Genomic DNA, 21254 nt, shown 5'->3' on the forward strand with positions numbered 1-21254 from the left:
TCAAGCCTGCCAGTAGGCGGGCAGGAGGACCTATGGCTGAAAATACCGAATACAGCATGTCGGCTGACGATGCACTAATCATCGCCGCCATTGGGCAGCACGACCTGAGTTGGCGGCGAACAATGATACGGGCCGTATTGGAACGACATGGGTCGGACCGGCTGGTAGAGCTTCTCGCCCAATTCATCGGCATGGCCAACTCAGTCGCGGCAAACTGCGCCGAAATGAGCGATGCAGTGCTCATCAATGAGTGCGGCGTCCATCCCGATAAGTTCGATAGCGTGAACCTGCCAACCATTTTTGGCGCATGCCAGGGCGTTCAGCTGGCAAGCAAGTGCGACCCTGACGGAGCTTGTCACGGGTGTGCTTACCGCCTTGGTTCAATTGCCAATCAATCCCCGATTACCACCTGCGACGCCGAGTTTATGGCTTACGACCACAAGGGCTTCATGTGTCACGCCCACTTCAATGACCGAGGCGAGCCGACCAAGGTTTGCATTGGTCACGCCAAAGCAGCCAAGTCCACCGCCTAAACCCCTCCCCACCTCTGCCGCCACGCGCGGCGCGGAGCCTATCCCATGGAAACCGAAATCCTTTCGGACGAAGAACTGGCCGACCTGACCGGCTACAAGGCCAGGGGCTGGCAGCGCCGCTGGCTGGATGAGCGCAACTGGCACTACATCTTGAGCCGCGGCGGCCGACCACTCGTTGGCCGCCAATACGCGCGGATGAAGCTGGGCGTGACCCTTGAAGTGATGCCGGTCGCCCCGCCATCTCTGCCGACACCGACATGGACACCTGATTTTTCCCGAGTGAACTGAATGCGACCGCGCAAAACCGAAAACCGAGACCTGCCGCCGAACGTCTACCGCCGCAAGCGAAAGCGCAAAACCGGCAAGGTCTGGGTGGGCTACTACTACCGCGACGCCCTGGGCAAGGAAATTGCGCTGGGGTCGGACCTGGACCTGGCCAGAATGAAATGGGCCGAACTGGAGGCCAAGGAAAAGCCTCAGGACCTGCGAGTGATGAAGGCGATCTTCGACCGGTACGAGCGCGACATCATTCCCAAGAAAGGTGCGCGCACGCAGAAGGACAACCTTTCGGAGCTACGCCAGCTTCGCCCAACCTTCGACAGCGCCCCGATCGATGCCATCACGCCGGCAATGATCGCTCGGTACCGGGATGCCCGGACGGCAAAGGTTCGGGCAAACCGCGAGATCGCCACCCTGTCCCACGTATTCAACATGGCCAGGGAATGGGGGCTCACCGCAAAAGAGAACCCATGCCAGGGTGTGCGCAAGAACAAGGAGACGCCGCGCGACTATTACGCCAACGATGCGGTGTGGAATGCGGTGTACAAGAAGGCAGTGCCTGAACTGAAGGACGCCATGGATCTGGCGTATCTGACGGGCCAGCGTCCGGCGGACGTGCTGGTGATGAGGCGGGATGACATCGAGGGTGAATACCTGGTGGTGCAGCAGAACAAAACCCAGAAGAAGCTTCGGATCATGCTGACGATCGATGGCATGGATAACAGCCTGGGGGTGCTGATCAAGCAGATGGCCGCGCGCAATGCGCAGCATACATCGAGCTACTTGATTGTCAGCGAAAGGGGCAAGCGTATGTCGGCGCCGATGCTCCGCAACCGCTGGGATGATGCCAGGGAGCTGGCCAAGGCGGCAGCTTTGGACAATGGCGATACGCTTCTGGCAGCCAGGATCACACAGTTCCAGTTCCGCGATATACGGCCTAAAGCGGCATCTGAAATCAAGGACATCGAAGACGCCAGCCTGCTGCTTGGGCACACCAAGGGCGACATCACTGAGCGCGTTTATCGGCGAGTGGGCGCCATCGCGAAACCGTCCAAATAGGCTTAGTTTCGGAACTGATTCCGAAAAGTTTCGGAACCCCATGCTCTAAAGATGCTTCTGGAGCGGAATTTCTTTGCCCCCAGAAACGCAAAAAGCCCTGAATAATCAGGGCTTTGAAATTGGCGGAAGCGTAGAGATTCGAACTCTAGGATAGTTGCCCATCGACGGTTTTCAAGACCGTTGCCTTAAACCACTCGGCCACGCTTCCAGCTGTATTGCGGCCGCCATAATACCGAAATGAAACACACTGTCAAACTCTCTGTGTAGCCTGATTGAAATCAGCTGTTATGATCTTTGCATCTGAACGTTTCAAAACCCACAGGAGTGTCGCCATGCGCGAACAGGATTACGCCGTCAACCACGGCCAGCAGGTCGAACAGCAAGAAGTCAGCCGGGTCCTGCGCAACACATACGGCCTGCTGGCCATTACCCTCCTCTTCAGCGGCGTCATGGCTTATGTGGCGCAGCAGATGCGGGTCGGTTACCCGAACATTTTCGTGGTGCTGATTGGCTTCTACGGCCTTTTCTTCCTCACCAATAAGTTGCGCGATTCGGTCTGGGGCCTGGTGTCCACGTTTGCCTTGACCGGTTTCATGGGCTTCCTGCTGGGCCCGATCCTCAACCGTTACCTGGGCATGCAAGGCGGCGCTGAAGTCGTCAGCTCTGCGTTTGCAATGACGGCGCTGGTATTCGGCGGCTTGTCCGCTTATGTACTGATCACCCGCAAGGACATGAGTTTCCTGGGTGGCTTCATCACCGCTGGTTTCTTTGTGCTGATGGGCGCTGTCCTGGCCAGCCTGTTCTTCCAGATCAGCGGCCTGCAACTGGCAATCAGCGCAGGCTTCGTACTGTTCTCGTCGGTCTGCATTCTGTTCCAGACCAGCGCGATCATTCACGGTGGCGAGCGTAACTACATCATGGCCACCATCAGCCTGTATGTGTCGATCTACAACCTGTTCGTCAGCCTGCTGCAGCTGTTTGGCCTGATGAGCCGCGACGACTGATCGATAGAAGGTGCAAAGAAAGCCCGCTTCGGCGGGCTTTTCTTTGCGTGTTCGCTGGGCTATCCGTAGAATTGCGCCTTTTTTTCCAAAGGCACCCCCCATGAGTTCCCTCGAAAAGTCGCCTGACACTCCCGTACAGGACCATGAATTGGTGCTGGGCCTGGAGGATCGGCCTCCCCTCCTGATTGGCCTGCTAGCTGCACTGCAACATTTGCTGGCGATCATCGTGCCAATCGTGACGCCAGGGCTGTTGATCTGTCAGGCGCTCGGGGTTTCGCCGCGTGATACCAACCTGATCGTCTCCATGTCGCTGGTGATTTCCGGTATCGCCACCTTTGTGCAATGCCGTCGTCTTGGGCCTTTTGGCGCGGGCTTGCTGATTGTCCAAGGCACCAGCTTCAACTTTGTCGGGCCGCTGATCGCAGGCGGCGCGCTGATGGTCAAGCAAGGCACGCCCGTGGAAGCGGTGATGGCGGCCATTTTCGGTGTGGTGATCGCGGGCTCCTTTGTGGAAATGGGGATTTCGCGCATCCTACCCTTCGTCAAACGCCTGATTACCCCGTTGGTGACGGGGATCGTGGTGCTGATGATCGGCCTGACCCTGATCAAAGTAGGCCTGATCAGCATGGGCGGCGGATTTTCGGCAATGGCTGACGGCACCTTCGCCAATGGCGAAAACCTGATGCTGTCCGGCATGGTGCTGGCCATTATTGTGGTGCTCAACCGCATTCCAGTGGTCTGGATGCGCAGCTGCGCCATTGTCATCGCGCTGGCGGCAGGTTATGCCTTGGCGGCCTGGCTGGGCCGCTTGAACTTCACCGGCATGCATGAGGCGGCTATCTTCCAGGTGCCGATGCCACTGCATTTCGGCTTGAGCTTTTCCTGGTCGCTGTTTATCCCGATGCTGGTGATCTATCTGGTCACCTCCTTGGAAGCCATTGGTGATGTCACGGCTACCAGCAAAGTCTCGCGCCAGCCGGTAGAAGGCCCTCTGTGGATGCAGCGCATCAAGGGCGGCGTGCTGGTCAACGGTGCCAACTCGCTATTGGCCGGTGTGTTCAATACCTTCCCAAGTTCGATCTTCGCCCAGAACAATGGCGTGATCCAACTGACCGGCATCGCCAGCCGCCACATCGGTATCTGGATCGCACTGATGTTGGTACTGCTGGGCCTGTTCCCGGCCGTGGCGGGGGTCATCCAGGCGGTCCCGGAGCCGGTGCTGGGCGGCGCAGCCATGGTGATGTTCGGTGCGGTGGCGGCCTCGGGGATCAATATCCTGGCGAGCATCAATCTGGATCGCCGTGCATTGCTGATCATCGCCGTGTCGCTGGCGCTGGGGCTGGGCGTTGCGCAGGTGCCGGAGTTCCTGGCTCATATGCCGTCGGCGCTGCGTAACGTACTGGAGTCTGGCGTTGCTACCGGCGGCATTTGTGCGCTGGTGCTGAACTGGTTTCTGCCCGAAACCCACAAGCCCCAAGCCGCCTGATTGACGCGGGCGCGGGCTTTTTGCGGCGGCTGGCTTTATCATTCCGGAAGATTTGCTGACAGAGTCAACCATGAAATTTGCCATCGCCGTTTTTGCCCCCGCTCATGCGCCTTCTTCCCGCCGCGCTTTGCTATTTGCTCAAGCAGCGCTGGCGGGCGGGCATGAAATTGTCCGTCTGTTTTTCTACCAGGACGGCGTGCACAGCGCCTCAGGTAATATCGTCAGCCCCCAGGATGAGCAGGACACTGCGGCGCTTTGGCGTGACTTCGTCAGCCAGAACGGTCTCGATGGGGTGGTCTGCATCGCCGCTGCTCTTCGCCGCGGCGTGCTCGATGAGCAAGAAGCACAACGCTATCAACGCTCCGCCGTGAACTTACCTGCGCCCTGGGAGTTGTCCGGCCTTGGCCAATTGCATGAAGCGGCGCAAATCGCCGACCGGCTCGTTTGTTTTGGAGGGCACTGAGATGGCTAAATCGATGCTATTGATCAGCCGTCAGGCGCCATGGTCTGGCCCTGGCGCACGTGAAGCGCTGGATATCGTGCTGGCCGGCGGTGCTTTTGATTTGCCGTTGGCCATGTTGTTTCTCGATGACGGCGTGTTCCAACTGCTGAGCAACCAGCAGCCCACCCAAGTGCAGCAAAAAAACCTCGCCGCTAATCTTCAGGCTTTGCCCATGTTCGGCATCGAAGACCTCTATGCCTGCAATAGCAGCCTGCTGGAGCGCGGTATTGACCCGCAGAAATTGAGCCTGCCCGTGCAACTGCTTTCTGATGACGCGCTCAAAGCCCTTGTTGGCCGCTACGACCAGGTGATTACGCTCTGATGACTACCTTGCATGTATTGTCCCATTCCCCGTTCGGTGACAATCGCCTGGACAGCTGCTTGCGCCTGCTGGGCGCTGACGATGCGATTCTGCTGACCGGCGACGCCACCTATGCTTTGCAAGCTGGCAGCGAGCCACTGCGCAAGCTCAGCGCACTGGGCACTCGGCTGTTTGCCCTTGCGGAAGACCTGCAAGCGCGGGCAATCCAAAGTGATGTACAACAGGTCGATTACCCAGGTTTTGTCGAGCTGTCCATTCGCTTCGATAAGGTTAATAGCTGGCTATGAATACCTTGATGATCGCCGAGCGCCAGATACCGCTGGATAAAGACGGCTACCTGGCCGACCTCAACGACTGGTCCCCCCAGGTTGCACAAGCGCTGGCTGTCCGCGAAGATCTGACCCTGAGCCCTGCTCACTGGGAAGTGCTGGAGCTGTTGCGCCAGTTCTATCAGGAGTTCCAGCTGTCACCAGCCACTCGTCCCCTGATCAAATACACCGCCCTGAAACTCGGGCCGGAAAAAGGCAATAGCCTGCACCTGAACCGCCTGTTCAATGGCACCCCCGCCAAACTTGCCGCCAAGCTGGCGGGCCTGCCCAAGCCGACCAATTGCATATGACCGACCATCCTGCGCTGATCACCGAAACCCCGGAAGAACACCCGTTCGCCCAGTTCGTCCGCATTCTTGGCAAGGGCAAACGCGGTGCGCGCAGCCTGACCCGTGAAGAAGCGCGTGAAGCCATGGGCTTGTTGCTCGACGACAAGGTTGAAGACACCCAACTGGGCGCCTTCCTGATGCTGCTGCGCCACAAGGAAGAAAGCCCGGACGAACTCGCAGGCTTTACCGAAGCCCTACGCGTGCGCCTGAACGCGCCTGCCATCGCTGTAGACCTGGATTGGCCCACCTATGCCGGCAAAAAACGCCACCTGCCCTGGTACCTGCTGGCCGCCAAATGCCTGGCTGGTAATGGCGTACGAATCCTGATCCACGGTGGCGGCGCCCATACGGCTGGCAGGATGTATACCGAGCAACTGCTTGAAACCCTGAATATCCCGCTATGCCGCGATTGGGCCAGCGTCGCTCAGGCGCTAGACAAGCAACACCTGGCGTTCCATCCGTTGATGGACTGGGCGCCCCGCCTGCAACGCATGATCGATTTGCGCAACACCCTGGGCCTGCGCTCGCCCATTCACTCGCTGGCTCGCGTGCTTAACCCCTTGGGGGCTCGCTGCGGCCTGCAAAGCATATTCCATCCCGGTTACCAGGCCGTTCACCGCGCGGCCAGTACGCTGCTGGGCGACACCGCTATCGTCATCAAGGGTGATGGCGGCGAGATCGAAGTAAACCCCGACAGCCCAAGCCATCTCTACGGTACAACGGGCGGACAGGACTGGGACGAAGAATGGCCAGCACTCGCCACACAGCGCCACGTAAAACCCGCAAGCCTTGATCCTTCACAATTGCTGGCGGTATGGCGCGGTGAACAAAACGACAGTTATGGCGAAATGGCCCTCATCTCGACGATGGCATTAGCGCTCCGAGGCTTGGGGGCGACGCGTGAAGAGGGCTTTGAGACGGCGCGCAGCTACTGGGAAAACCGCAACAAATCGATTTAATCGATGATAACGCCCCAGCCTTTGCGCTGTTTGTTCGAACGGTTCTCTTTACACTGGACTCCAACGATCAAATGACCGGAGGCGTTCAGAATGGGCTTGCTGATTGAAGGACAGTGGCGCGACCAGTGGTACGAAAGCAGTCAAAAGGGTGAGTTCCAGCGCGAGCAGGCACAACGGCGCAATTGGCTGACGGCAGATGGGTCGCCCGGTCCCAGTGGCGATGGCGGCTTTGCGGCCGAGCGGGGTCGCTATCACCTGTACGTCTCACTGGCCTGCCCTTGGGCTCACCGCACATTGATCCTGCGCAAGCTCAAGGGCCTGGAAAGCCTGATCGATGTGTCGGTAGTCAGCTGGCTGATGGGCGAGAACGGCTGGACCTTCAATCAAGCGCTAGGCTCTACCGGCGACAAGCTGGATGATCTGCAGTTTCTCCATCAACGCTACACCCGTGATGATCCGTACTACAGCGGCCGCGTCACGGTGCCGATGTTATGGGACAAACAACGACAACGGATCGTCAATAATGAATCCTCAGAAATCATCCGCATGTTCAACAATGCATTTGATGAGCTGACCGGTAATCACCTGGACTTTTACCCTGAGCCGCTTCGCACCACGATCGATGAGGTGAACGAGCGGGTTTATCCGAACATCAATAACGGCGTGTACCGGGCAGGTTTCGCCACTTCGCAAGGCGCCTACGAAGAGGCGTTTGATTCACTGTTCGCCGAACTGGGTCACCTTGAGCAATTGCTCAATGAGCGTCGCTATTTGGCCGGCGAATACCTGACCGAAGCCGATTGGCGCCTGTTTACCACCTTGATTCGCTTTGATGCCGTGTACTTCGGGCATTTCAAGTGCAACCTGCACCGCATTGCCGATTACCCCAACCTGTCGAACTGGCTGCGCGAGATGTACCAGTGGCCGGGCGTGGCTGAAACGGTCGATTTCGAGCATATCAAGCATCACTATTACGCCAGTCACCTGACGATCAATCCAACCGCGATCGTGCCCAAAGGCCCCCAGCAAGACTTCACCGCGCCCCACGATCGGGAGCGGTTGCCAGGCAAGGGGATTTGGAGGATGTAGGAGCCAGCCTCGGCTGCGATGAATGCACCGCGGTTTGCCTGATGCACCGCGGTGCATTCATCGCGGCTAAAGCCGGCTCCTACCCCAAAGTAAAAACCCCTCTGCATTGCGCAGAGGGGTTATCGCCGAATCAGCTCTGTGCCTGAGCGCCTTCGAACCAGGCAAGCTTCTCACGCAACTGCACCACTTCACCCACTATCACCAGCGTGGGTGCGTGCACCTCATGCTCGGCGACCAGTTCGGGCAGATCCGCCAGCGTGCCGGTAAAGACCCGTTGATTGACCGTGGTACCTTGTTGGATCAACGCTGCCGGCGTATCAGCAGCGCGACCGTGCTTGATCAACTGCTCACAAATAATCGGCAAGCCCACCAACCCCATGTAAAACACCAGGGTTTGTGCCGGCGCCACTAAATCATCCCACGGTAGGTCACTGGTACCGTCCTTGAGATGGCCTGTGATAAACCGCACTGACTGGGCGTAGTCGCGATGAGTCAACGGGATGCCTGCGTAAGCCGCGCAACCGCTGGCAGCGGTGATACCGGGAACGACCTGGAACGGGATGCCATGGGCAGCCAGTTCTTCGATCTCTTCACCGCCTCGACCGAAGATAAACGGATCGCCGCCCTTGAGGCGCACCACCCGCTTGCCCTGCTTGGCCAGGCTCACCAACTGCTGATTGATCTGATCCTGCGGAACAGCATGATCAGAGCGACGCTTGCCCACATACAGGCGCTCAGCATCGCGTCGGCACAGCTCCAGGATTGCCGGGGCTACCAGGCGATCATAGAGGACCACGTCAGCCTGCTGCATCAGCCGCAATGCGCGAAAGGTCAACAGATCCGGGTCACCAGGGCCCGCACCCACCAGATACACCTCACCTTGAGCCTGGGGCGGTGCACCGTCGAGTTTTGCCTGAAGCAAGCGTTCGGCCTCAGCCCCCTGCCCCGACAGCTGGCGGTCAGCAATCGGCCCTTGGAACACCTCCTCCCAAAATGCCCGACGCTGCTGGACATCGGGATACAAACCCTTGACCCGTGCGCGAAAGCGCGCCGCCAAACCGGCCAACTCACCGTAAGCGGACGGAATCCAGGTTTCCATCTTGGCGCGGATCAGGCGCGCCAGCACCGGAGCATCACCGCCACTGGAGACCGCCACCACAAGGGGTGAGCGATCGACAATGGCGGGGAAGATCACGCTGCACAAGGCCGGCGCATCCACCACATTGACCGGCACACAGCGGCGCTTGGCATCACCGGAAACCTGGGCGTTGAGCGCCTGATCGTCAGTGGCGGCAATGATCAGCTGGCAGCCGTCCATGTCCGCTTCGACGTAGCCACGCAAGAGGGCTTCACCGCCGCTGCCATCGACCAACTGGGCCAATTGGGCCTCGATCTGGGGCGCCACCACGCGCAATACGGCACCGGCATCGGCCAACAGGCGCGACTTGCGCAAGGCGATTTCGCCTCCCCCCACGACCAGCACTCGGCTGCCCCGCAGGTTATGGAACAGCGGCAGAAAGTCCATTTAGCCGATGACCTCGAGGCCGCCCATGTACGGTTTCAATACTTCTGGCACGCGGATGGAACCGTCGGCCTGCTGATAGTTTTCCAGCACGGCGACCAGGGTACGGCCAACGGCCAGGCCCGAGCCATTGAGTGTGTGAACCAGTTCAGGCTTGCCGGTTTCCGGGTTGCGCCAGCGGGCTTGCATGCGGCGGGCCTGGAAGTCGCCACAGTTGGAGCACGAGGAAATCTCGCGGTATTTGTCCTGGCTCGGGACCCACACTTCCAGGTCATAGGTTTTGACGGCGCTGAAGCCCATGTCACCGGTGCACAGCGCCAGGACGCGATACGGCAGTTCCAGGGCCTGCAGAACGCGCTCGGCGTTGGCGGTCAGGCTTTCCAGCGCTTCCATCGACGTGCTCGGCTCAACCACCTGGACCATCTCGACCTTGTCGAATTGGTGCTGGCGAATCATGCCGCGGGTATCACGACCAGAAGCACCCGCTTCACTGCGGAAGCACGGCGTGTGGGCCACGAACTTGATCGGCAGTTCCTTGGCGTCCAGGATCTCGCCGGCAACGATGTTGGTCAGCGACACTTCAGCGGTCGGAATCAGGTAGAAGTCGGCCTCGCCTTCACGGCTGATCTTGAACAGGTCTTCTTCGAACTTCGGCAATTGACCAGTGCCTTGCAGCGCCGGTGCTTGAACCAGATAAGGCGTGTAGGCCTCTTCGTAGCCGTGCTCGGTGACGTGCAGGTTGATCATGAACTGGGCCAGCGCACGGTGCAGGCGGGCGATAGGGCCGCGCAGCAGAGCGAACCGGGCACCGGACAGTTTGGCGGCGGTTTCAAAGTCCAGCCAACCATTCTTTTCGCCCAAGGCCACGTGGTCCTGGACCGGGAAGTCAAACGCGGCAGGGGTGCCCCAGCGACGAACTTCGACGTTGCCGTCTTCATCATCACCGACTGGCACCGAAGCATCCGGCAGGTTGGGAATACCCAGCAAGATCGCGTCCAGCTCGGCCTGGATACTATCCAGCTCGACCTTGCCGTTGGCCAACTCGCCAGCCATGCGATCAACGTCTGCCATCAGCGGCGCAATGTCTTCGCCACGGGCCTTGGCCTGGCCGATGGATTTGGAACGGGCGTTACGCTCGGCTTGCAATTGTTCAGTGCGGGTCTGCACGACCTTGCGCTGGTTTTCCAGCGCGTCGATGCGCGCCACGTCCAGGCTGAAGCCACGGGAGGCAAGGCGATCCGCTACGTCCTGGAGTTGGCTACGTAACAGTTTGGAATCGAGCATATCGGTTTCTCGTCTATCAGAATTTGGTCAGGGACAGGCCGGCCCAGGTCGCGAGCAGCCCGCCAATTACACTGAGCCCCACGTACCCCAGCGCCAACGGCACTTGCCCGCTATCCAGCAGGCGTACGGTGTCCAGTGAAAAAGATGAAAAGGTCGTCAGCCCCCCAAGGAAACCGACTATCAGGCCCGCCCGCAACTCCACCGGTGCGATCGGGCGCTGCAGAAACAGCCCGTACAACACACCGATCAGCAGGCAGCCGACAAGATTGACGGCCAGCGTACCGGCATAAAAGTGGCGTGGCCAGTGGGCAGAGACCCAATTGGCTGTTGCAAACCGCAACAGGGTCCCTGCAATACCGCCAGCACTGACAGCGGCAACCACCAAAATCATGGTTTTCTCCGCTGTCGCGGGCTCAATCGGTCCAGCTCGGCCAAGTGGCTGAGCTTCTCGCGAATCTTCAACTCCAACCCGCGAGGTACCGGCTGGTAATAGGGGCGCGGCTCAAGTTGGTCGGGGAAATAGTCCTCGCCAGCGGCGTAGGCATCGGGTTCATCGTGGGCATAACGGTATTCATCGCCGTAGCCCAACTGCTTCATCAACTTGGTCGGTGCATTGCGCAGGTGCAGCGGCACCTCCAGCGAACCATGCTCGGCCGCTTCACGCATTGCCGCCTTGAAGCCCATGTACACCGCGTTGCTCTTTGGCGCACAGGCCAGGTAGACAATGGCCTGGGAGACGGCCAACTCGCCTTCGGGGCTGCCCAGGCGTTCTTGCACGTCCCAGGCAGCCAGGCACAGGCTCAAGGCGCGCGGGTCGGCGTTACCAATATCTTCACTGGCCATCCGTACCACGCGCCGGGCGATGTACAAGGGGTCGCATCCGCCATCGAGCATCCGCGCAAACCAATACAGCGCGGCGTCCGGATTGGAACCGCGCACCGACTTGTGCAGGGCGGAAATCTGGTCGTAAAAGGCTTCGCCGCCCTTGTCAAAGCGGCGGCGCGTATCACCCAGCAGGCTTTGCAGCAGCTCGATGCCTATTTCGCTGTTGTCTTCAGCCAGGTCCGATGCGTTTTCCAGAAGATTCAGCAGGCGACGGCCATCGCCATCGGCGGCGGCCAGCAGCATCTTGAAACCTTCCACGCCGAGGGTCAGGTGACGCTTGCCCAAGCCGCGCTCTTCGCTAAGGGCACGTTGCACCAGTTTATGCAGCGCCGCTTCGTCCAGGCTCTTGAGCACGTAGACCCGCGCTCGCGAAAGCAAGGCGTTGTTCAATTCGAATGAAGGGTTTTCGGTCGTCGCACCGATAAAGATCAGGGTGCCATCTTCCACGTAGGGCAAGAACGCATCCTGTTGAGACTTGTTGAAGCGGTGGACTTCATCGACAAAAAGGATGGTGCGCCGACCGTATTGGGCAGCCTGCTGCTTGGCGATTTCGACCGCCTGGCGAATTTCCTTCACGCCCGCCAGCACTGCAGAAACCGTTTCGAAGTGTGCATCTGAAACCTTCGCCAGAAGCCGCGCCAAGGTTGTCTTGCCCACCCCAGGCGGCCCCCAGAAGATCATCGAATGCAGGGCACCCTGCTCAAGCGCTTCGCGCAGGGGCTTACCGCGCCCGAGCACATGCTCCTGGCCAACGTACTCGTCCAGGCTGGCCGGGCGCAAGCGCGCTGCCAACGGCTGGGCGAGGGGTTCACTACGAAACAGATCCATGGGCGTGCGGCTAGCCTCGATTACTCTTGAATGACATCAGCCCCTTTGGGGATGTCGAACTTGAACTTGCTGGCAGCGATCGGCTCGTTGGCCTTGACCCCGGTAAAGAGAATGTTGGTGCGTTGACCCACACTGTCGATAAGCTGCATATCGTTGATCATCCCGTTGCGAAAGGACAGGCGCAGCGAGTCAAACAGCGTGTCCTTGGTCTTGGGCTTGAGGGTAAAGTCGATCACACCGCCCGCTTCCTTGGCGCTGACATCGAAACTCTGGCTGATTTTCGACACATCACCGGACAGCAGCAGCGCTGGCGTCTGGTTCAAGCGCTGGTCGAGCTTCTTGATGGTGACTTGCTCAAGGTCCGGGTCCCACAACGAGACTTTCTGGCCGTCGGAGACCATCAACTGCTCTTGTGGTGCATCGGTGTGCCAGTAGAAAAGGCCTGGACGCTTGACTGACATCTCCCCGGCCGTTTCCTGCAACTGGGTACCGCTGCCATCAAGGGTCAACTGGGAAAACCTCGCGCTCAGTGTCTGGGACTTCTCCAGCAACTGGGTCAAACGGGCCACGTCTTTTTCATCGGCATGAGCCGGCAGTACGGCGAACGTCAGTGCAGAAACCAACAACATGCGGATCAGGCGCATGGGAATCCTCATCAAAAATCAATAAACCGGCCGCTGTTGCAGCGCCCGGTACTTTTTCATCAATCGCGCATCGGCGCCGGCGCAATCACTTCACGCGAGCCGTTGGTATTCATGGCAGTCACCACACCGGCCATTTCCATGGATTCGATCATACGCGCCGCACGGTTGTAACCAATCTTGAGCTTGCGCTGCACCGCAGAGATGGAGGCTCGGCGGCTCTCGAGCACGAATTGCACGGCTTCGTCGTACAACGCATCCGTTTCGGCATCGTCGCCGCCCTCGCCGCTACCGCCACCTTCGAAACCGCTACCGGCTTCTTCGACACCATTGAGAATGTCGTCGTTGTAATCCGGGGCGCCACGCAGCTTCCAGGCCTCTACAACCCGGTGAACTTCTTCGTCGGAAACGAACGCACCATGCACCCGAATCGGAAGGCTGGTACCCGGTGGCATATACAGCATGTCACCATGGCCCAATAGTTGCTCGGCACCGCCCTGGTCGATGATGGTCCGCGAGTCGATCTTGCTCGACACCTGGAACGCCATGCGCGTGGGAATGTTGGCCTTGATCAGACCGGTGATCACATCCACTGAGGGGCGCTGGGTAGCGAGGATCAGGTGGATACCGGCCGCTCGGGCCTTTTGTGCGATACGGGCAATCAGTTCTTCGACCTTCTTGCCAACGATCATCATCATGTCGGCAAATTCGTCAACCACTACCACAATGGTCGGCAAGGTTTTCAGCAGCGGCGCCTCGTCGTGCATGCTCTCGCGCTTGTACAGCGGATCGCTGAGCGGCGCGCCCTCCTCCTCGGCATCCTTGACCTTGCGGTTGAAGCCCGCCAGGTTACGCACGCCCATGGCCGCCATCAACTTGTAGCGACGCTCCATCTCGGCCACGCTCCAACGCAAGGCGTTGGCGGCGTCCTTCATGTCGGTAACGACCGGGCATAACAGGTGGGGAATGCCTTCATAGATCGACAACTCGAGCATTTTCGGGTCGATCATGATCAGCTTGGCATCTTCGGGGCTGGACTTGAACAGGATCGACAGGATCATCGCGTTCACGCCCACCGACTTACCGGAGCCGGTCGTACCGGCCACCAGCAGGTGCGGCATCTTGGCAAGGTCGGTGATAACCGGCTTGCCGCCAATATCATGCCCCAGCGCCAAGGTCACCGGCGACTTGGCCTCGTCATACTGTGGCGAAGACAGCACTTCGGAGAAGCGCACCATCTGCCGGTCTTCGTTGGGGATCTCGATACCGACCGTGGTCTTGCCCGGGATCACCTCCACCACCCGCACACTGGTTACCGCCAATGAACGTGCCAGGTCCTTGGCCAGGTTGGAGATACGGCTGACTTTCACACCGGCCGCTGGCTGAATTTCATAACGGGTAATCACCGGGCCCGGATGGATGGAATCCACCGCGACTTCGACGCCGAACTCCTTGAGTTTGATCTCCAGTAACTGACCGACACCGGCCAGGGATTCAGGCGAGTAATTGACCTGTTTTTTCTCGGCAGGGTCAAGGATGGAGATCGGCGGCAAGGTGCCTTCGACCGCGCTGTCCACGAACTGCGGAGTCTGCTTTTCTTTCTGCACGCGCTTGCTGGGCTCAGGCGCCTTGGCGGCTGCCGGAGGAATGATGACCGGTGCGCTCTGCGGTTCACGGGCAATAATGGGCTTGGCCAGTGATGGCTCGATGATGCGCTCACGCGCCTTGGCCGGCTCACGGCGCTCAGGCACAACTGGTGCCCCCCTATCAACGACACGCTCATCCACTTCACGCAGTTGCGCAACCAGTTGCTTGCGCTCGTTGCGCGCCGCCCACCAACGATTGGCGGAGCCCTGGATCAGTTCGAAGAGGTCCAGGGTGATCTTGCCGGTCAGGTCCATCACCTTGAACCAGGACAGGTCGGTAAACACGGTCAGGCCGCAGAGAAACAGTGCAATGAACAGCAGCGTGCTGCCCTGCACGTTCAAGGCATTGCGCGCCCATTCACCCAGGCTTTCGCCCAGCGCACCGCCCGCGGAAGCCGGCAGGCTGGAAGCCGAATGGAAATGGATATGCGCCAGCGCAGCACCTGACAAGACCAGGAAAACCAGCCCGATCATGCGCCAGGAAATCAACCAGCCACTCCACTGCCAGGGCTCATGGCGCTGGCGGAAAATCTGAAAGGTTTTGACCGCCAGCAGCAGCGGGAAGATATAGGCGAAATAGCCGAGCACCATGAACAGCACATCGGCAAACCAGGCGCCCGCACGGCCAGCGGCGTTCTGCACCTGATCGACATTACTGGTATGGCTAAAGCCAGGGTCAGCCTGATCGTAGGTCAGCAGCGCCATCCACAGGTACAGGCACAACGCGCCCATGGCGATCAACGCACCTTCCTTGAGCCGGTAGTGCAGTTGCTGGCGCCAGAGCGGCACGGGATTGGATGTTGCGGTGGATTTCTTCAAAACGCGTCTTTTCCTGCGCTCGTAGCGCGTCCAACAAATGATTGACTACGAAAAACTGACCGTTTGGGCCAGGTGGAAAGTTGATGTCCAACTATTTTTAACATACTGCCAAGTCCATTGTGCCCGAAGGCCCCTGGCCCGACGCAAGGCCACCCGGCATTGTACGGGTTTGCAACGCCGATGCCACGCCTCAATGGCTTCGGACCAGCATAGCCGACAGCACTTTCATATCGCTTAATTTGAGCACGCATTATCTTTTGTGACAAAGGCTTATGAGGTGTTTTTATGAAGCACGCACAGCAAGCTGCCGATTGGACCTACGACCACATTCGTACCGTAGAGTTGCAAAGGTACCAGCGTGACCGAATCGCTCTGGATTGATACGCTCAGCGATGCCGCTGGATGTAAACCTGTTCCTCGACAACAATTGAATGAACCGCGCACAGTAGCCGTTCACGGCTATCGCGCCCTCCCCTTCTGACTCGAACATCACCATGCTGACCTGGCTTAACCGCGACACCCTGACATTTCCTCCGCTGGAAAAAGCCCTGCGCGAACCCAACGGGCTGCTGGCTGCCGGTGGCGACTTGAGCGCGGAGCGCCTGGTACAAGCCTACCGCCATGGCTGCTTTCCCTGGTTCGAGGAAGGCCAGCCGATACTCTGGTGGTCACCCGATCCTCGCACTGTGTTGTTTCCTGAAGAACTGCACGTGTCGCGCAGCCTGCGCAAAGTGCTTCGCCAGCAGCGCTACCAGGTCAGCTTTGACCAGGACTTCGCCGCAGTGATTCAAGCCTGCGCCGCCCCGCGCGACTACGCTGGCGGCACTTGGATCACCAGCGCCATGCAGGCCGCCTACCTCAAGCTGCATCAGCAAGGCTTTGCTCATTCGGTCGAGGTGCGCGATGGCAACGAGCTGGTCGGCGGTCTCTATGGGCTGGCAATGGGAAAGCTGTTCTTTGGCGAGTCGATGTTCAGCCGCTCCGACAACGCCTCGAAAATAGGCTTTGCGACGCTGGTGGAGCACCTGCGTGAGGCAGGTTTTGTTCTGATCGATTGCCAGATGCCAACCCATCACTTGCAAAGCCTTGGCGCCCGCTCCATTTCTCGCGCCGAATTTGCCGATTACCTCAAGCGCTACCTGGATGAACCCAATGGTGCCAGCTGGATGACTGGGCGAGATTGCGCGACTGGCTTACACTTATCAAAAGACTTAATCCATAGGGGTTGATCATGACAGAGCTGGCGCGCTTGAAGTTTTATGCCACTCAACCCCATTCGTGCAGCTATCTGCCCGAAGAGCAGGCAACCACCCTATTCCTCGACCCCAGCCAGCCGATGGACGTCAACGTGTACGCTGACTTGTCGGAAATGGGCTTTCGGCGCAGCGGCGATCACCTCTATCGCCCCCACTGCCAGAACTGCAACGCCTGCGTGCCCGCACGAATCCCAGTCGGCCGCTTCTTACCCAGCCGTCAGCAAAAACGCATTCTCAAACGTAACGCCGACCTTGAGGTCCTCGCCGCACGCCCGACATTCAGCGAAGAATATTTCGAGCTGTACCGCCGCTATATTGAGCAGCGGCATGCCGATGGTGACATGTACCCACCCAGCCGTGATCAATTCGCAACTTTTCTGGTGCGCGACCTGCCTTTTTCACGCTTTTACGAGTTCCGTTCAGAGGGAAAGCTGCTCGCGGTGGCCGTGACCGACCTGTTGCCCAATGGCCTTTCGGCGGTTTATACCTTCTATGATCCTGATGAAGAACGGCGCAGTCTTGGTCGTTTTGCCATCCTTTGGCAGATCACCGAAACCCTTCGTTTAGGGCTCGACGCCGTCTATCTCGGGTATTGGATCAAGAACTGCAAGAAAATGAGCTACAAGACCCAATACCGCCCCATTGAGTTGCTGATCAACCAGCGCTGGGTCACCCTGAACTGAAGCCCTTGGCGTTATCCCCATTTTTCGGGCACAATGCACGCCACTTTTTAGCCTGGCGCAGTTGCACCGGGCCAATAACTGGACACCGAGGGCTTTACTGCATGTCGAAAGAAGACAGCTTCGAAATGGAAGGCACTGTCGTCGACACCCTGCCCAACACCATGTTTCGTGTGGAGTTGGAAAATGGGCACGTCGTAACCGCGCATATCTCCGGCAAGATGCGCAAGAACTACATCCGTATTCTGACCGGTGACAAGGTGCGTGTTGAGCTGACGCCCTATGATTTGAGCAAAGGGCGGATCACTTACCGCGCTCGCTAAGCAACACCAACGAAAACGCCCGGCATCTGCCGGGCGTTTTTTGTTTGATGACAAACCCCACATTTGCGCTTTGGAATGAACTGTAGGAGCCGACTTTAGTCGCGATGGCATCACCGCGGTCTACGATGAACCGCGGTGATGCCATCGCGGGTAAACCCGGCTCCTACAGGGGGAGTGTCAGCAACCTGGAACGCCCGGCATCTGCCGGGCGTTTTTTGTTTGATGACAAACCCCACATTTGCGCTTTGGAGTGAACTGTAGGAGCCGACTTTAGTCGCGATGGCATCACCGCGGTCTACGATGAACCGCAGTGATGCCATCGCGGGTAAACCCGGCTCCTACAAGGGGAGCGCCAGCAAACTGAAACGCCCGGCATCTGACGGGCGTTTTTTGTTTGATGACAAACCCCACATTTGCGCTTTGGAGTGAACTGTAGGAGCCGACTTTAGTCGCGATGGCATCACCGCGGTCTACGATGAACCGCAGTGATGCCATCGCGGGTAAACCCGGCTCCTACAGGGGGAGTGTCAGCAACCTGAACGCCCGGCATCTGCCGGGCGTTTTTTGTTTGATGACAAACCCCACATTTGCGCTTTGGAATGAACTGTAGGAGCTGGCTTTAGTCGCGATGGCATCACCGCGGTCTACGATGAACCGCGGTGATGCCATCGCGGGTAAACCCGGCTCCTACAGGGGGAGTGTCAGCAAACTGAAACGCCCGGCATCTGCCGGGCGTTTTTGTGTGGGCTAATGAAAAGCGCTACCTCATGCCATTTCGGCAGTGGTTTCGAACTCGAAAGTCAGCTCACCATCGACAATGTCGATATGAACCACACCACCGTGTTCGGCCAACTCGCCAAACAGGATCTCTTCAGCCAGAGGACGCTTGATCTTGTCCTGGATCAACCGTGCCATTGGCCGCGCACCCATCTGCGCATCATAACCACCGGCTGCCAGCCAGCTACGCGCCGCATCTGTCACCTCAAGCAGCACACGCTTGTCTTCCAACTGCGCCTGAAGCTCGATAAGGAACTTGTCCACCACGCTCTTGATAACCTCATGACTGAGGCGACCAAATTGAATGATGGTGTCCAGACGGTTGCGGAACTCAGGCGTGAAGCTCTTCTTGATGACTTCCATCGCATCGGATGAGTGATCCTGGTGCGTGAAGCCGATCGAAGCACGCGCCGCGGTTTCAGCACCGGCGTTGGTGGTCATGATCACGATCACATTGCGAAAGTCCGCCTTGCGCCCGTTGTTGTCGGTCAGGGTCCCGTGATCCATCACCTGCAGGAGCAGGTTGAAGACTTCAGGGTGAGCCTTCTCGATTTCATCGAGCAGCAGTACGCAATGCGGCTGCTTGGTGATCGCTTCAGTCAACAGACCGCCCTGGTCGAAACCGACGTAGCCCGGAGGCGCACCGATCAGACGAGAAACGGTATGTCGCTCCATGTACTCCGACATGTCGAAGCGCAGCAGCTCAACACCCAAAGCCTTGGCCAGTTGCCGCGCCGCTTCGGTCTTGCCCACGCCGGTGGGGCCTGCGAACAAGAACGAACCCACCGGTTTGTCAGGTGATTTCAGGCCTGCTCGCGACAGTTTGATAGCTGTCGCAAGGGAATCAATCGCAGCGTCCTGACCAAACACGGTCAGTTTCAAATCGCGCTCCAGGTTACGCAGCAGCTCTTTGTCGGAGCTGGTGACGTGCTTTGGAGGAATACGCGCAATTTTCGCGACGATGTCTTCAACCTGTGGCACTTCGATGCGTTTTACCCGCATCTCAACCGGCTGCAGGCGCTGGTAGGCACCCGCCTCGTCGATCACATCAATAGCCTTGTCGGGCATGTGCCTGTCATTGATATAACGGGATGCCAGCTCCGCAGCGGCACGCAGCGCCTCATCGCTGTACTCGATATTGTGATGCTGCTCGAAACGCCCCTTGAGGCCTCGCAGGATGCTCACGGTGTCTTCCACCGATGGCTCGGAGACATCCACTTTCTGGAAGCGCCGCGCCAACGCCCGGTCTTTTTCGAAAATGCCGCGAAATTCCTGGAAGGTAGTCGAACCGATGCAACGGATATCACCCGAGGACAACAGCGGCTTGAGCAGGTTCGAGGCATCCATCACCCCGCCCGATGCGGCACCGGCACCGATGATGGTATGGATTTCATCGATGAACAGGATGGCTTGCGGGCGTTTTTTCAGTTCATGCAGCAGCGCCTTGAAGCGCTTCTCGAAATCGCCGCGGTATTTGGTACCGGCCAGCAAGGCGCCCAGGTCGAGTGAATAGACCACGCTGCTGGCGAGCAGATCCGGCACCTGATTGTCGACGATACGCTTGGCCAAGCCCTCAGCGATGGCGGTTTTACCCACCCCGGCCTCACCGACCAGTAGGGGGTTGTTCTTGCGCCGGCGGGCAAGAATCTGCGCCACCCGCTCAACTTCCATTTCACGCCCCACCAGCGGATCTATACGACCCTGGCGCGCCAGCTCATTGAGGTTGCTGGCATAAGCGTCCAGTGGATTGCCTGAAGAGGAAGACTCACCGCCCTCGTCGTCCTGCATATCTTGCTCGCCCTCAGAGTGATCGCCGTGCCCCGGCACCTTGGAGATGCCATGGGCGATGTAGTTGACGACATCAATACGCGCCACGCTTTGTTGCTTGAGCAGAAATACCGCCTGGCTTTCCTGCTCACTAAAAATGGCCACCAGTACGTTGGCACCCGTGACTTCACGCTTGCCGGAGCTCTGCACATGGAATACAGCACGTTGAAGCACCCGCTGGAACCCCAGGGTAGGCTGGGTTTCACGGTCCTCATCATGAACGGGGATCAACGGCGTGGTGGAGTCGATGAACTCTTGCAAGTCGTGCTTGAGTTTGTCGAGGTTGGCGCCGCAGGCACGCAGTACCGTGGCGGCAGCCTCATTGTCCAATAGAGCCAGCAGGAGGTGCTCCACGGTCATGAATTCATGACGCTTGGAACGAGCCTCCTTGAAGGCGAGATTGAGGGTGACTTCGAGCTCGCGGTTTAACATAGCTTCACCTCATACCCAACTGGTCGGCGTTAACCGTCCTTCTCGATTTCACAGAGTAGCGGATGCTGGCTTTCCCTTGCGTACTGGTTAACCTGCATGGCCTTGGTCTCGGCGATGTCGCGGGTAAACAATCCGCATACTGCCCGTCCTTCTGTATGGACGGCCAGCATGACCTTGGTCGCCAGCTCGCGGTTCAGGTTAAAAAACACCTCGAGCACTTCGACGACGAAATCCATCGGTGTGTAGTCATCGTTAAACAAAACCACCTTGTACATAGGCGGAGCCTGTAACGCCGGCTTGGCCTCCTGCAAGGCCAGCCCCGAGGAGTCGTCCTCATGCGATTGCGGGCGATCCTGATTGAATGTTAGTCGAATCTGGCTGTGTGCATGCATGGAAAGATAGTTTCATCGTTGGCAAACAGAATGGTGGGTTCCGTATGGGCG

Annotated in this window: 22 protein-coding genes and 1 tRNA gene; 14 read left to right on the forward strand and 9 right to left on the reverse strand. The window is 58.7% G+C overall.

Annotated elements, in window-relative coordinates; translation table 11 throughout:
• Nucleotides 1-32: 32 nt before the first annotated feature.
• From AC3IX4_RS20185 to AC3IX4_RS20195, 3 genes are read left to right on the forward strand one after another with little or no spacing between them, the layout of a single operon-like run.
• Nucleotides 33-533: a hypothetical protein gene (locus AC3IX4_RS20185; RefSeq protein ID WP_489257161.1), complete on the forward strand. Its 501-nt coding sequence runs from the start codon at nucleotides 33-35 to the stop codon at nucleotides 531-533.
• 45 nt (nucleotides 534-578) lie between these two features.
• Nucleotides 579-821 (forward strand): DUF4224 domain-containing protein, encoded by a 243-nt coding sequence (locus AC3IX4_RS20190; protein WP_489257162.1) that lies wholly within the window; start codon nucleotides 579-581, stop codon nucleotides 819-821.
• Nucleotides 822-1871, forward strand: coding sequence for a tyrosine-type recombinase/integrase (locus AC3IX4_RS20195; RefSeq protein WP_489257163.1), 1050 nt, complete (start codon nucleotides 822-824; stop codon nucleotides 1869-1871).
• 120 nt (nucleotides 1872-1991) lie between these two features.
• Here AC3IX4_RS20195 and AC3IX4_RS20200 read toward each other — a convergent pair.
• A tRNA-Ser gene (locus tag AC3IX4_RS20200) sits at nucleotides 1992-2079 on the reverse strand.
• A 124-nt stretch (nucleotides 2080-2203) separates the two neighbouring features.
• Here AC3IX4_RS20200 and AC3IX4_RS20205 point away from each other — a divergent pair.
• The 8 genes from AC3IX4_RS20205 to AC3IX4_RS20240 all read left to right on the forward strand — a co-directional run bounded on the left by AC3IX4_RS20205 (nucleotide 2204) and on the right by AC3IX4_RS20240 (nucleotide 7891).
• Nucleotides 2204-2875, forward strand: coding sequence for a Bax inhibitor-1/YccA family protein (locus AC3IX4_RS20205; RefSeq protein ID WP_489257164.1), 672 nt, complete (start codon nucleotides 2204-2206; stop codon nucleotides 2873-2875).
• 100 nt (nucleotides 2876-2975) lie between these two features.
• Nucleotides 2976-4361, forward strand: a complete 1386-nt coding sequence (locus AC3IX4_RS20210) for a nucleobase:cation symporter-2 family protein (protein ID WP_489257165.1) — start codon at nucleotides 2976-2978, stop codon at nucleotides 4359-4361.
• Between the two features lie 70 nt (nucleotides 4362-4431).
• A complete protein-coding gene (gene tusD, locus AC3IX4_RS20215; RefSeq protein ID WP_489257166.1) occupies nucleotides 4432-4824 on the forward strand; it encodes a sulfurtransferase complex subunit TusD in 393 nt (130 codons plus the stop codon).
• Nucleotide 4825: 1 nt separating this feature from the next.
• Complete coding sequence (gene tusC, locus AC3IX4_RS20220; RefSeq protein ID WP_489257167.1) at nucleotides 4826-5185, forward strand: sulfurtransferase complex subunit TusC; 360 nt, start codon at nucleotides 4826-4828, stop codon at nucleotides 5183-5185.
• Nucleotides 5185-5472 (forward strand): sulfurtransferase complex subunit TusB, encoded by a 288-nt coding sequence (gene tusB, locus AC3IX4_RS20225; protein ID WP_489257168.1) that lies wholly within the window; start codon nucleotides 5185-5187, stop codon nucleotides 5470-5472. Before tusC ends, tusB begins: the two co-directional genes overlap by 1 nt.
• Nucleotides 5469-5804: a TusE/DsrC/DsvC family sulfur relay protein gene (locus AC3IX4_RS20230; RefSeq protein ID WP_489257169.1), complete on the forward strand. Its 336-nt coding sequence runs from the start codon at nucleotides 5469-5471 to the stop codon at nucleotides 5802-5804. Before tusB ends, AC3IX4_RS20230 begins: the two co-directional genes overlap by 4 nt.
• On the forward strand, nucleotides 5801-6802 hold the full coding sequence (locus AC3IX4_RS20235) for a glycosyl transferase family protein (protein WP_489257170.1): 1002 nt from the start codon (nucleotides 5801-5803) through the stop codon (nucleotides 6800-6802). The genes AC3IX4_RS20230 and AC3IX4_RS20235 overlap by 4 nt, the downstream gene beginning before the upstream one ends.
• A gap of 90 nt (nucleotides 6803-6892) precedes the next feature.
• Nucleotides 6893-7891 carry a glutathione S-transferase family protein gene (locus AC3IX4_RS20240; RefSeq protein ID WP_489257171.1) on the forward strand — a complete coding sequence of 333 codons (999 nt, stop codon included), beginning with the start codon at nucleotides 6893-6895 and terminating at the stop codon, nucleotides 7889-7891.
• Nucleotides 7892-8021: 130 nt separating this feature from the next.
• On the opposite strand, the gene cysG is transcribed toward AC3IX4_RS20240, so the two are convergent.
• From cysG to AC3IX4_RS20270, 6 genes are read right to left on the reverse strand one after another with little or no spacing between them, the layout of a single operon-like run.
• Complete coding sequence (gene cysG / locus AC3IX4_RS20245; protein ID WP_489257172.1) at nucleotides 8022-9416, reverse strand: siroheme synthase CysG; 1395 nt, start codon at nucleotides 9414-9416, stop codon at nucleotides 8022-8024.
• Entirely contained in the window at nucleotides 9417-10697 is a 1281-nt protein-coding gene (gene serS / locus AC3IX4_RS20250) for a serine--tRNA ligase (protein WP_489257173.1), read from the reverse strand.
• A gap of 16 nt (nucleotides 10698-10713) precedes the next feature.
• Nucleotides 10714-11088, reverse strand: a complete 375-nt coding sequence (gene crcB / locus AC3IX4_RS20255) for a fluoride efflux transporter CrcB (protein ID WP_489257174.1) — start codon at nucleotides 11086-11088, stop codon at nucleotides 10714-10716.
• The gene (locus AC3IX4_RS20260; protein WP_489257175.1) at nucleotides 11085-12410 is read right to left on the reverse strand and encodes a replication-associated recombination protein A; all 1326 of its coding nucleotides are present in this window, start codon (nucleotides 12408-12410) and stop codon (nucleotides 11085-11087) included. Before AC3IX4_RS20260 ends, crcB begins: the two co-directional genes overlap by 4 nt.
• 20 nt (nucleotides 12411-12430) lie before the next feature.
• Nucleotides 12431-13054: an outer membrane lipoprotein periplasmic chaperone LolA gene (lolA, locus tag AC3IX4_RS20265; protein WP_489257176.1), complete on the reverse strand. Its 624-nt coding sequence runs from the start codon at nucleotides 13052-13054 to the stop codon at nucleotides 12431-12433.
• Between the two features lie 59 nt (nucleotides 13055-13113).
• Nucleotides 13114-15555 carry a DNA translocase FtsK gene (locus AC3IX4_RS20270; RefSeq protein WP_489261328.1) on the reverse strand — a complete coding sequence of 814 codons (2442 nt, stop codon included), beginning with the start codon at nucleotides 15553-15555 and terminating at the stop codon, nucleotides 13114-13116.
• 455 nt (nucleotides 15556-16010) lie between these two features.
• Here AC3IX4_RS20270 and aat point away from each other — a divergent pair, with 455 nt between their 5' ends.
• The 3 genes from aat (at nucleotide 16011) to infA (ending at nucleotide 17775) form a co-directional block, all read left to right on the forward strand.
• Nucleotides 16011-16745 carry a leucyl/phenylalanyl-tRNA--protein transferase gene (gene aat, locus AC3IX4_RS20275; protein WP_489257177.1) on the forward strand — a complete coding sequence of 245 codons (735 nt, stop codon included), beginning with the start codon at nucleotides 16011-16013 and terminating at the stop codon, nucleotides 16743-16745.
• Nucleotides 16746-16747: 2 nt separating this feature from the next.
• Nucleotides 16748-17455 carry an arginyltransferase gene (locus tag AC3IX4_RS20280; protein ID WP_489257178.1) on the forward strand — a complete coding sequence of 236 codons (708 nt, stop codon included), beginning with the start codon at nucleotides 16748-16750 and terminating at the stop codon, nucleotides 17453-17455.
• 101 nt (nucleotides 17456-17556) lie between these two features.
• Nucleotides 17557-17775 (forward strand): translation initiation factor IF-1, encoded by a 219-nt coding sequence (gene infA / locus AC3IX4_RS20285; RefSeq protein WP_002553999.1) that lies wholly within the window; start codon nucleotides 17557-17559, stop codon nucleotides 17773-17775.
• A 765-nt stretch (nucleotides 17776-18540) separates the two neighbouring features.
• Here infA and clpA read toward each other — a convergent pair.
• Nucleotides 18541-20811 (reverse strand): ATP-dependent Clp protease ATP-binding subunit ClpA, encoded by a 2271-nt coding sequence (gene clpA, locus AC3IX4_RS20290; protein WP_489257179.1) that lies wholly within the window; start codon nucleotides 20809-20811, stop codon nucleotides 18541-18543.
• 29 nt (nucleotides 20812-20840) lie between these two features.
• Nucleotides 20841-21203, reverse strand: coding sequence for an ATP-dependent Clp protease adapter ClpS (clpS, locus tag AC3IX4_RS20295; RefSeq protein ID WP_166570255.1), 363 nt, complete (start codon nucleotides 21201-21203; stop codon nucleotides 20841-20843).
• Between the last annotated feature and the right edge of the window lie 51 nt (nucleotides 21204-21254).

The sequence above is a fragment of the Pseudomonas sp. KH_021 genome (assembly GCF_057838865.1).

What these genes read in the sequence shown, in the direction of transcription:
- AC3IX4_RS20185 (WP_489257161.1), top strand. Translation starts at nt 33, where the DNA reads ATGGCTGAAAATACCGAATACAGCATGTCGGCTGACGATGCACTAATC.
- AC3IX4_RS20190 (WP_489257162.1), top strand. Translation starts at nt 579, where the DNA reads ATGGAAACCGAAATCCTTTCGGACGAAGAACTGGCCGACCTGACCGGC.
- AC3IX4_RS20195 (WP_489257163.1), top strand. Translation starts at nt 822, where the DNA reads ATGCGACCGCGCAAAACCGAAAACCGAGACCTGCCGCCGAACGTCTAC.
- AC3IX4_RS20205 (WP_489257164.1), top strand. Translation starts at nt 2,204, where the DNA reads ATGCGCGAACAGGATTACGCCGTCAACCACGGCCAGCAGGTCGAACAG.
- AC3IX4_RS20210 (WP_489257165.1), top strand. Translation starts at nt 2,976, where the DNA reads ATGAGTTCCCTCGAAAAGTCGCCTGACACTCCCGTACAGGACCATGAA.
- tusD (WP_489257166.1), top strand. Translation starts at nt 4,432, where the DNA reads ATGAAATTTGCCATCGCCGTTTTTGCCCCCGCTCATGCGCCTTCTTCC.
- tusC (WP_489257167.1), top strand. Translation starts at nt 4,826, where the DNA reads ATGGCTAAATCGATGCTATTGATCAGCCGTCAGGCGCCATGGTCTGGC.
- tusB (WP_489257168.1), top strand. Translation starts at nt 5,185, where the DNA reads ATGACTACCTTGCATGTATTGTCCCATTCCCCGTTCGGTGACAATCGC.
- AC3IX4_RS20230 (WP_489257169.1), top strand. Translation starts at nt 5,469, where the DNA reads ATGAATACCTTGATGATCGCCGAGCGCCAGATACCGCTGGATAAAGAC.
- AC3IX4_RS20235 (WP_489257170.1), top strand. Translation starts at nt 5,801, where the DNA reads ATGACCGACCATCCTGCGCTGATCACCGAAACCCCGGAAGAACACCCG.
- AC3IX4_RS20240 (WP_489257171.1), top strand. Translation starts at nt 6,893, where the DNA reads ATGGGCTTGCTGATTGAAGGACAGTGGCGCGACCAGTGGTACGAAAGC.
- cysG (WP_489257172.1), bottom strand. Translation starts at nt 9,416, where the DNA reads ATGGACTTTCTGCCGCTGTTCCATAACCTGCGGGGCAGCCGAGTGCTG.
- serS (WP_489257173.1), bottom strand. Translation starts at nt 10,697, where the DNA reads ATGCTCGATTCCAAACTGTTACGTAGCCAACTCCAGGACGTAGCGGAT.
- crcB (WP_489257174.1), bottom strand. Translation starts at nt 11,088, where the DNA reads ATGATTTTGGTGGTTGCCGCTGTCAGTGCTGGCGGTATTGCAGGGACC.
- AC3IX4_RS20260 (WP_489257175.1), bottom strand. Translation starts at nt 12,410, where the DNA reads ATGGATCTGTTTCGTAGTGAACCCCTCGCCCAGCCGTTGGCAGCGCGC.
- lolA (WP_489257176.1), bottom strand. Translation starts at nt 13,054, where the DNA reads ATGCGCCTGATCCGCATGTTGTTGGTTTCTGCACTGACGTTCGCCGTA.
- aat (WP_489257177.1), top strand. Translation starts at nt 16,011, where the DNA reads ATGCTGACCTGGCTTAACCGCGACACCCTGACATTTCCTCCGCTGGAA.
- AC3IX4_RS20280 (WP_489257178.1), top strand. Translation starts at nt 16,748, where the DNA reads ATGACAGAGCTGGCGCGCTTGAAGTTTTATGCCACTCAACCCCATTCG.
- infA (WP_002553999.1), top strand. Translation starts at nt 17,557, where the DNA reads ATGTCGAAAGAAGACAGCTTCGAAATGGAAGGCACTGTCGTCGACACC.
- clpA (WP_489257179.1), bottom strand. Translation starts at nt 20,811, where the DNA reads ATGTTAAACCGCGAGCTCGAAGTCACCCTCAATCTCGCCTTCAAGGAG.
- clpS (WP_166570255.1), bottom strand. Translation starts at nt 21,203, where the DNA reads ATGCATGCACACAGCCAGATTCGACTAACATTCAATCAGGATCGCCCG.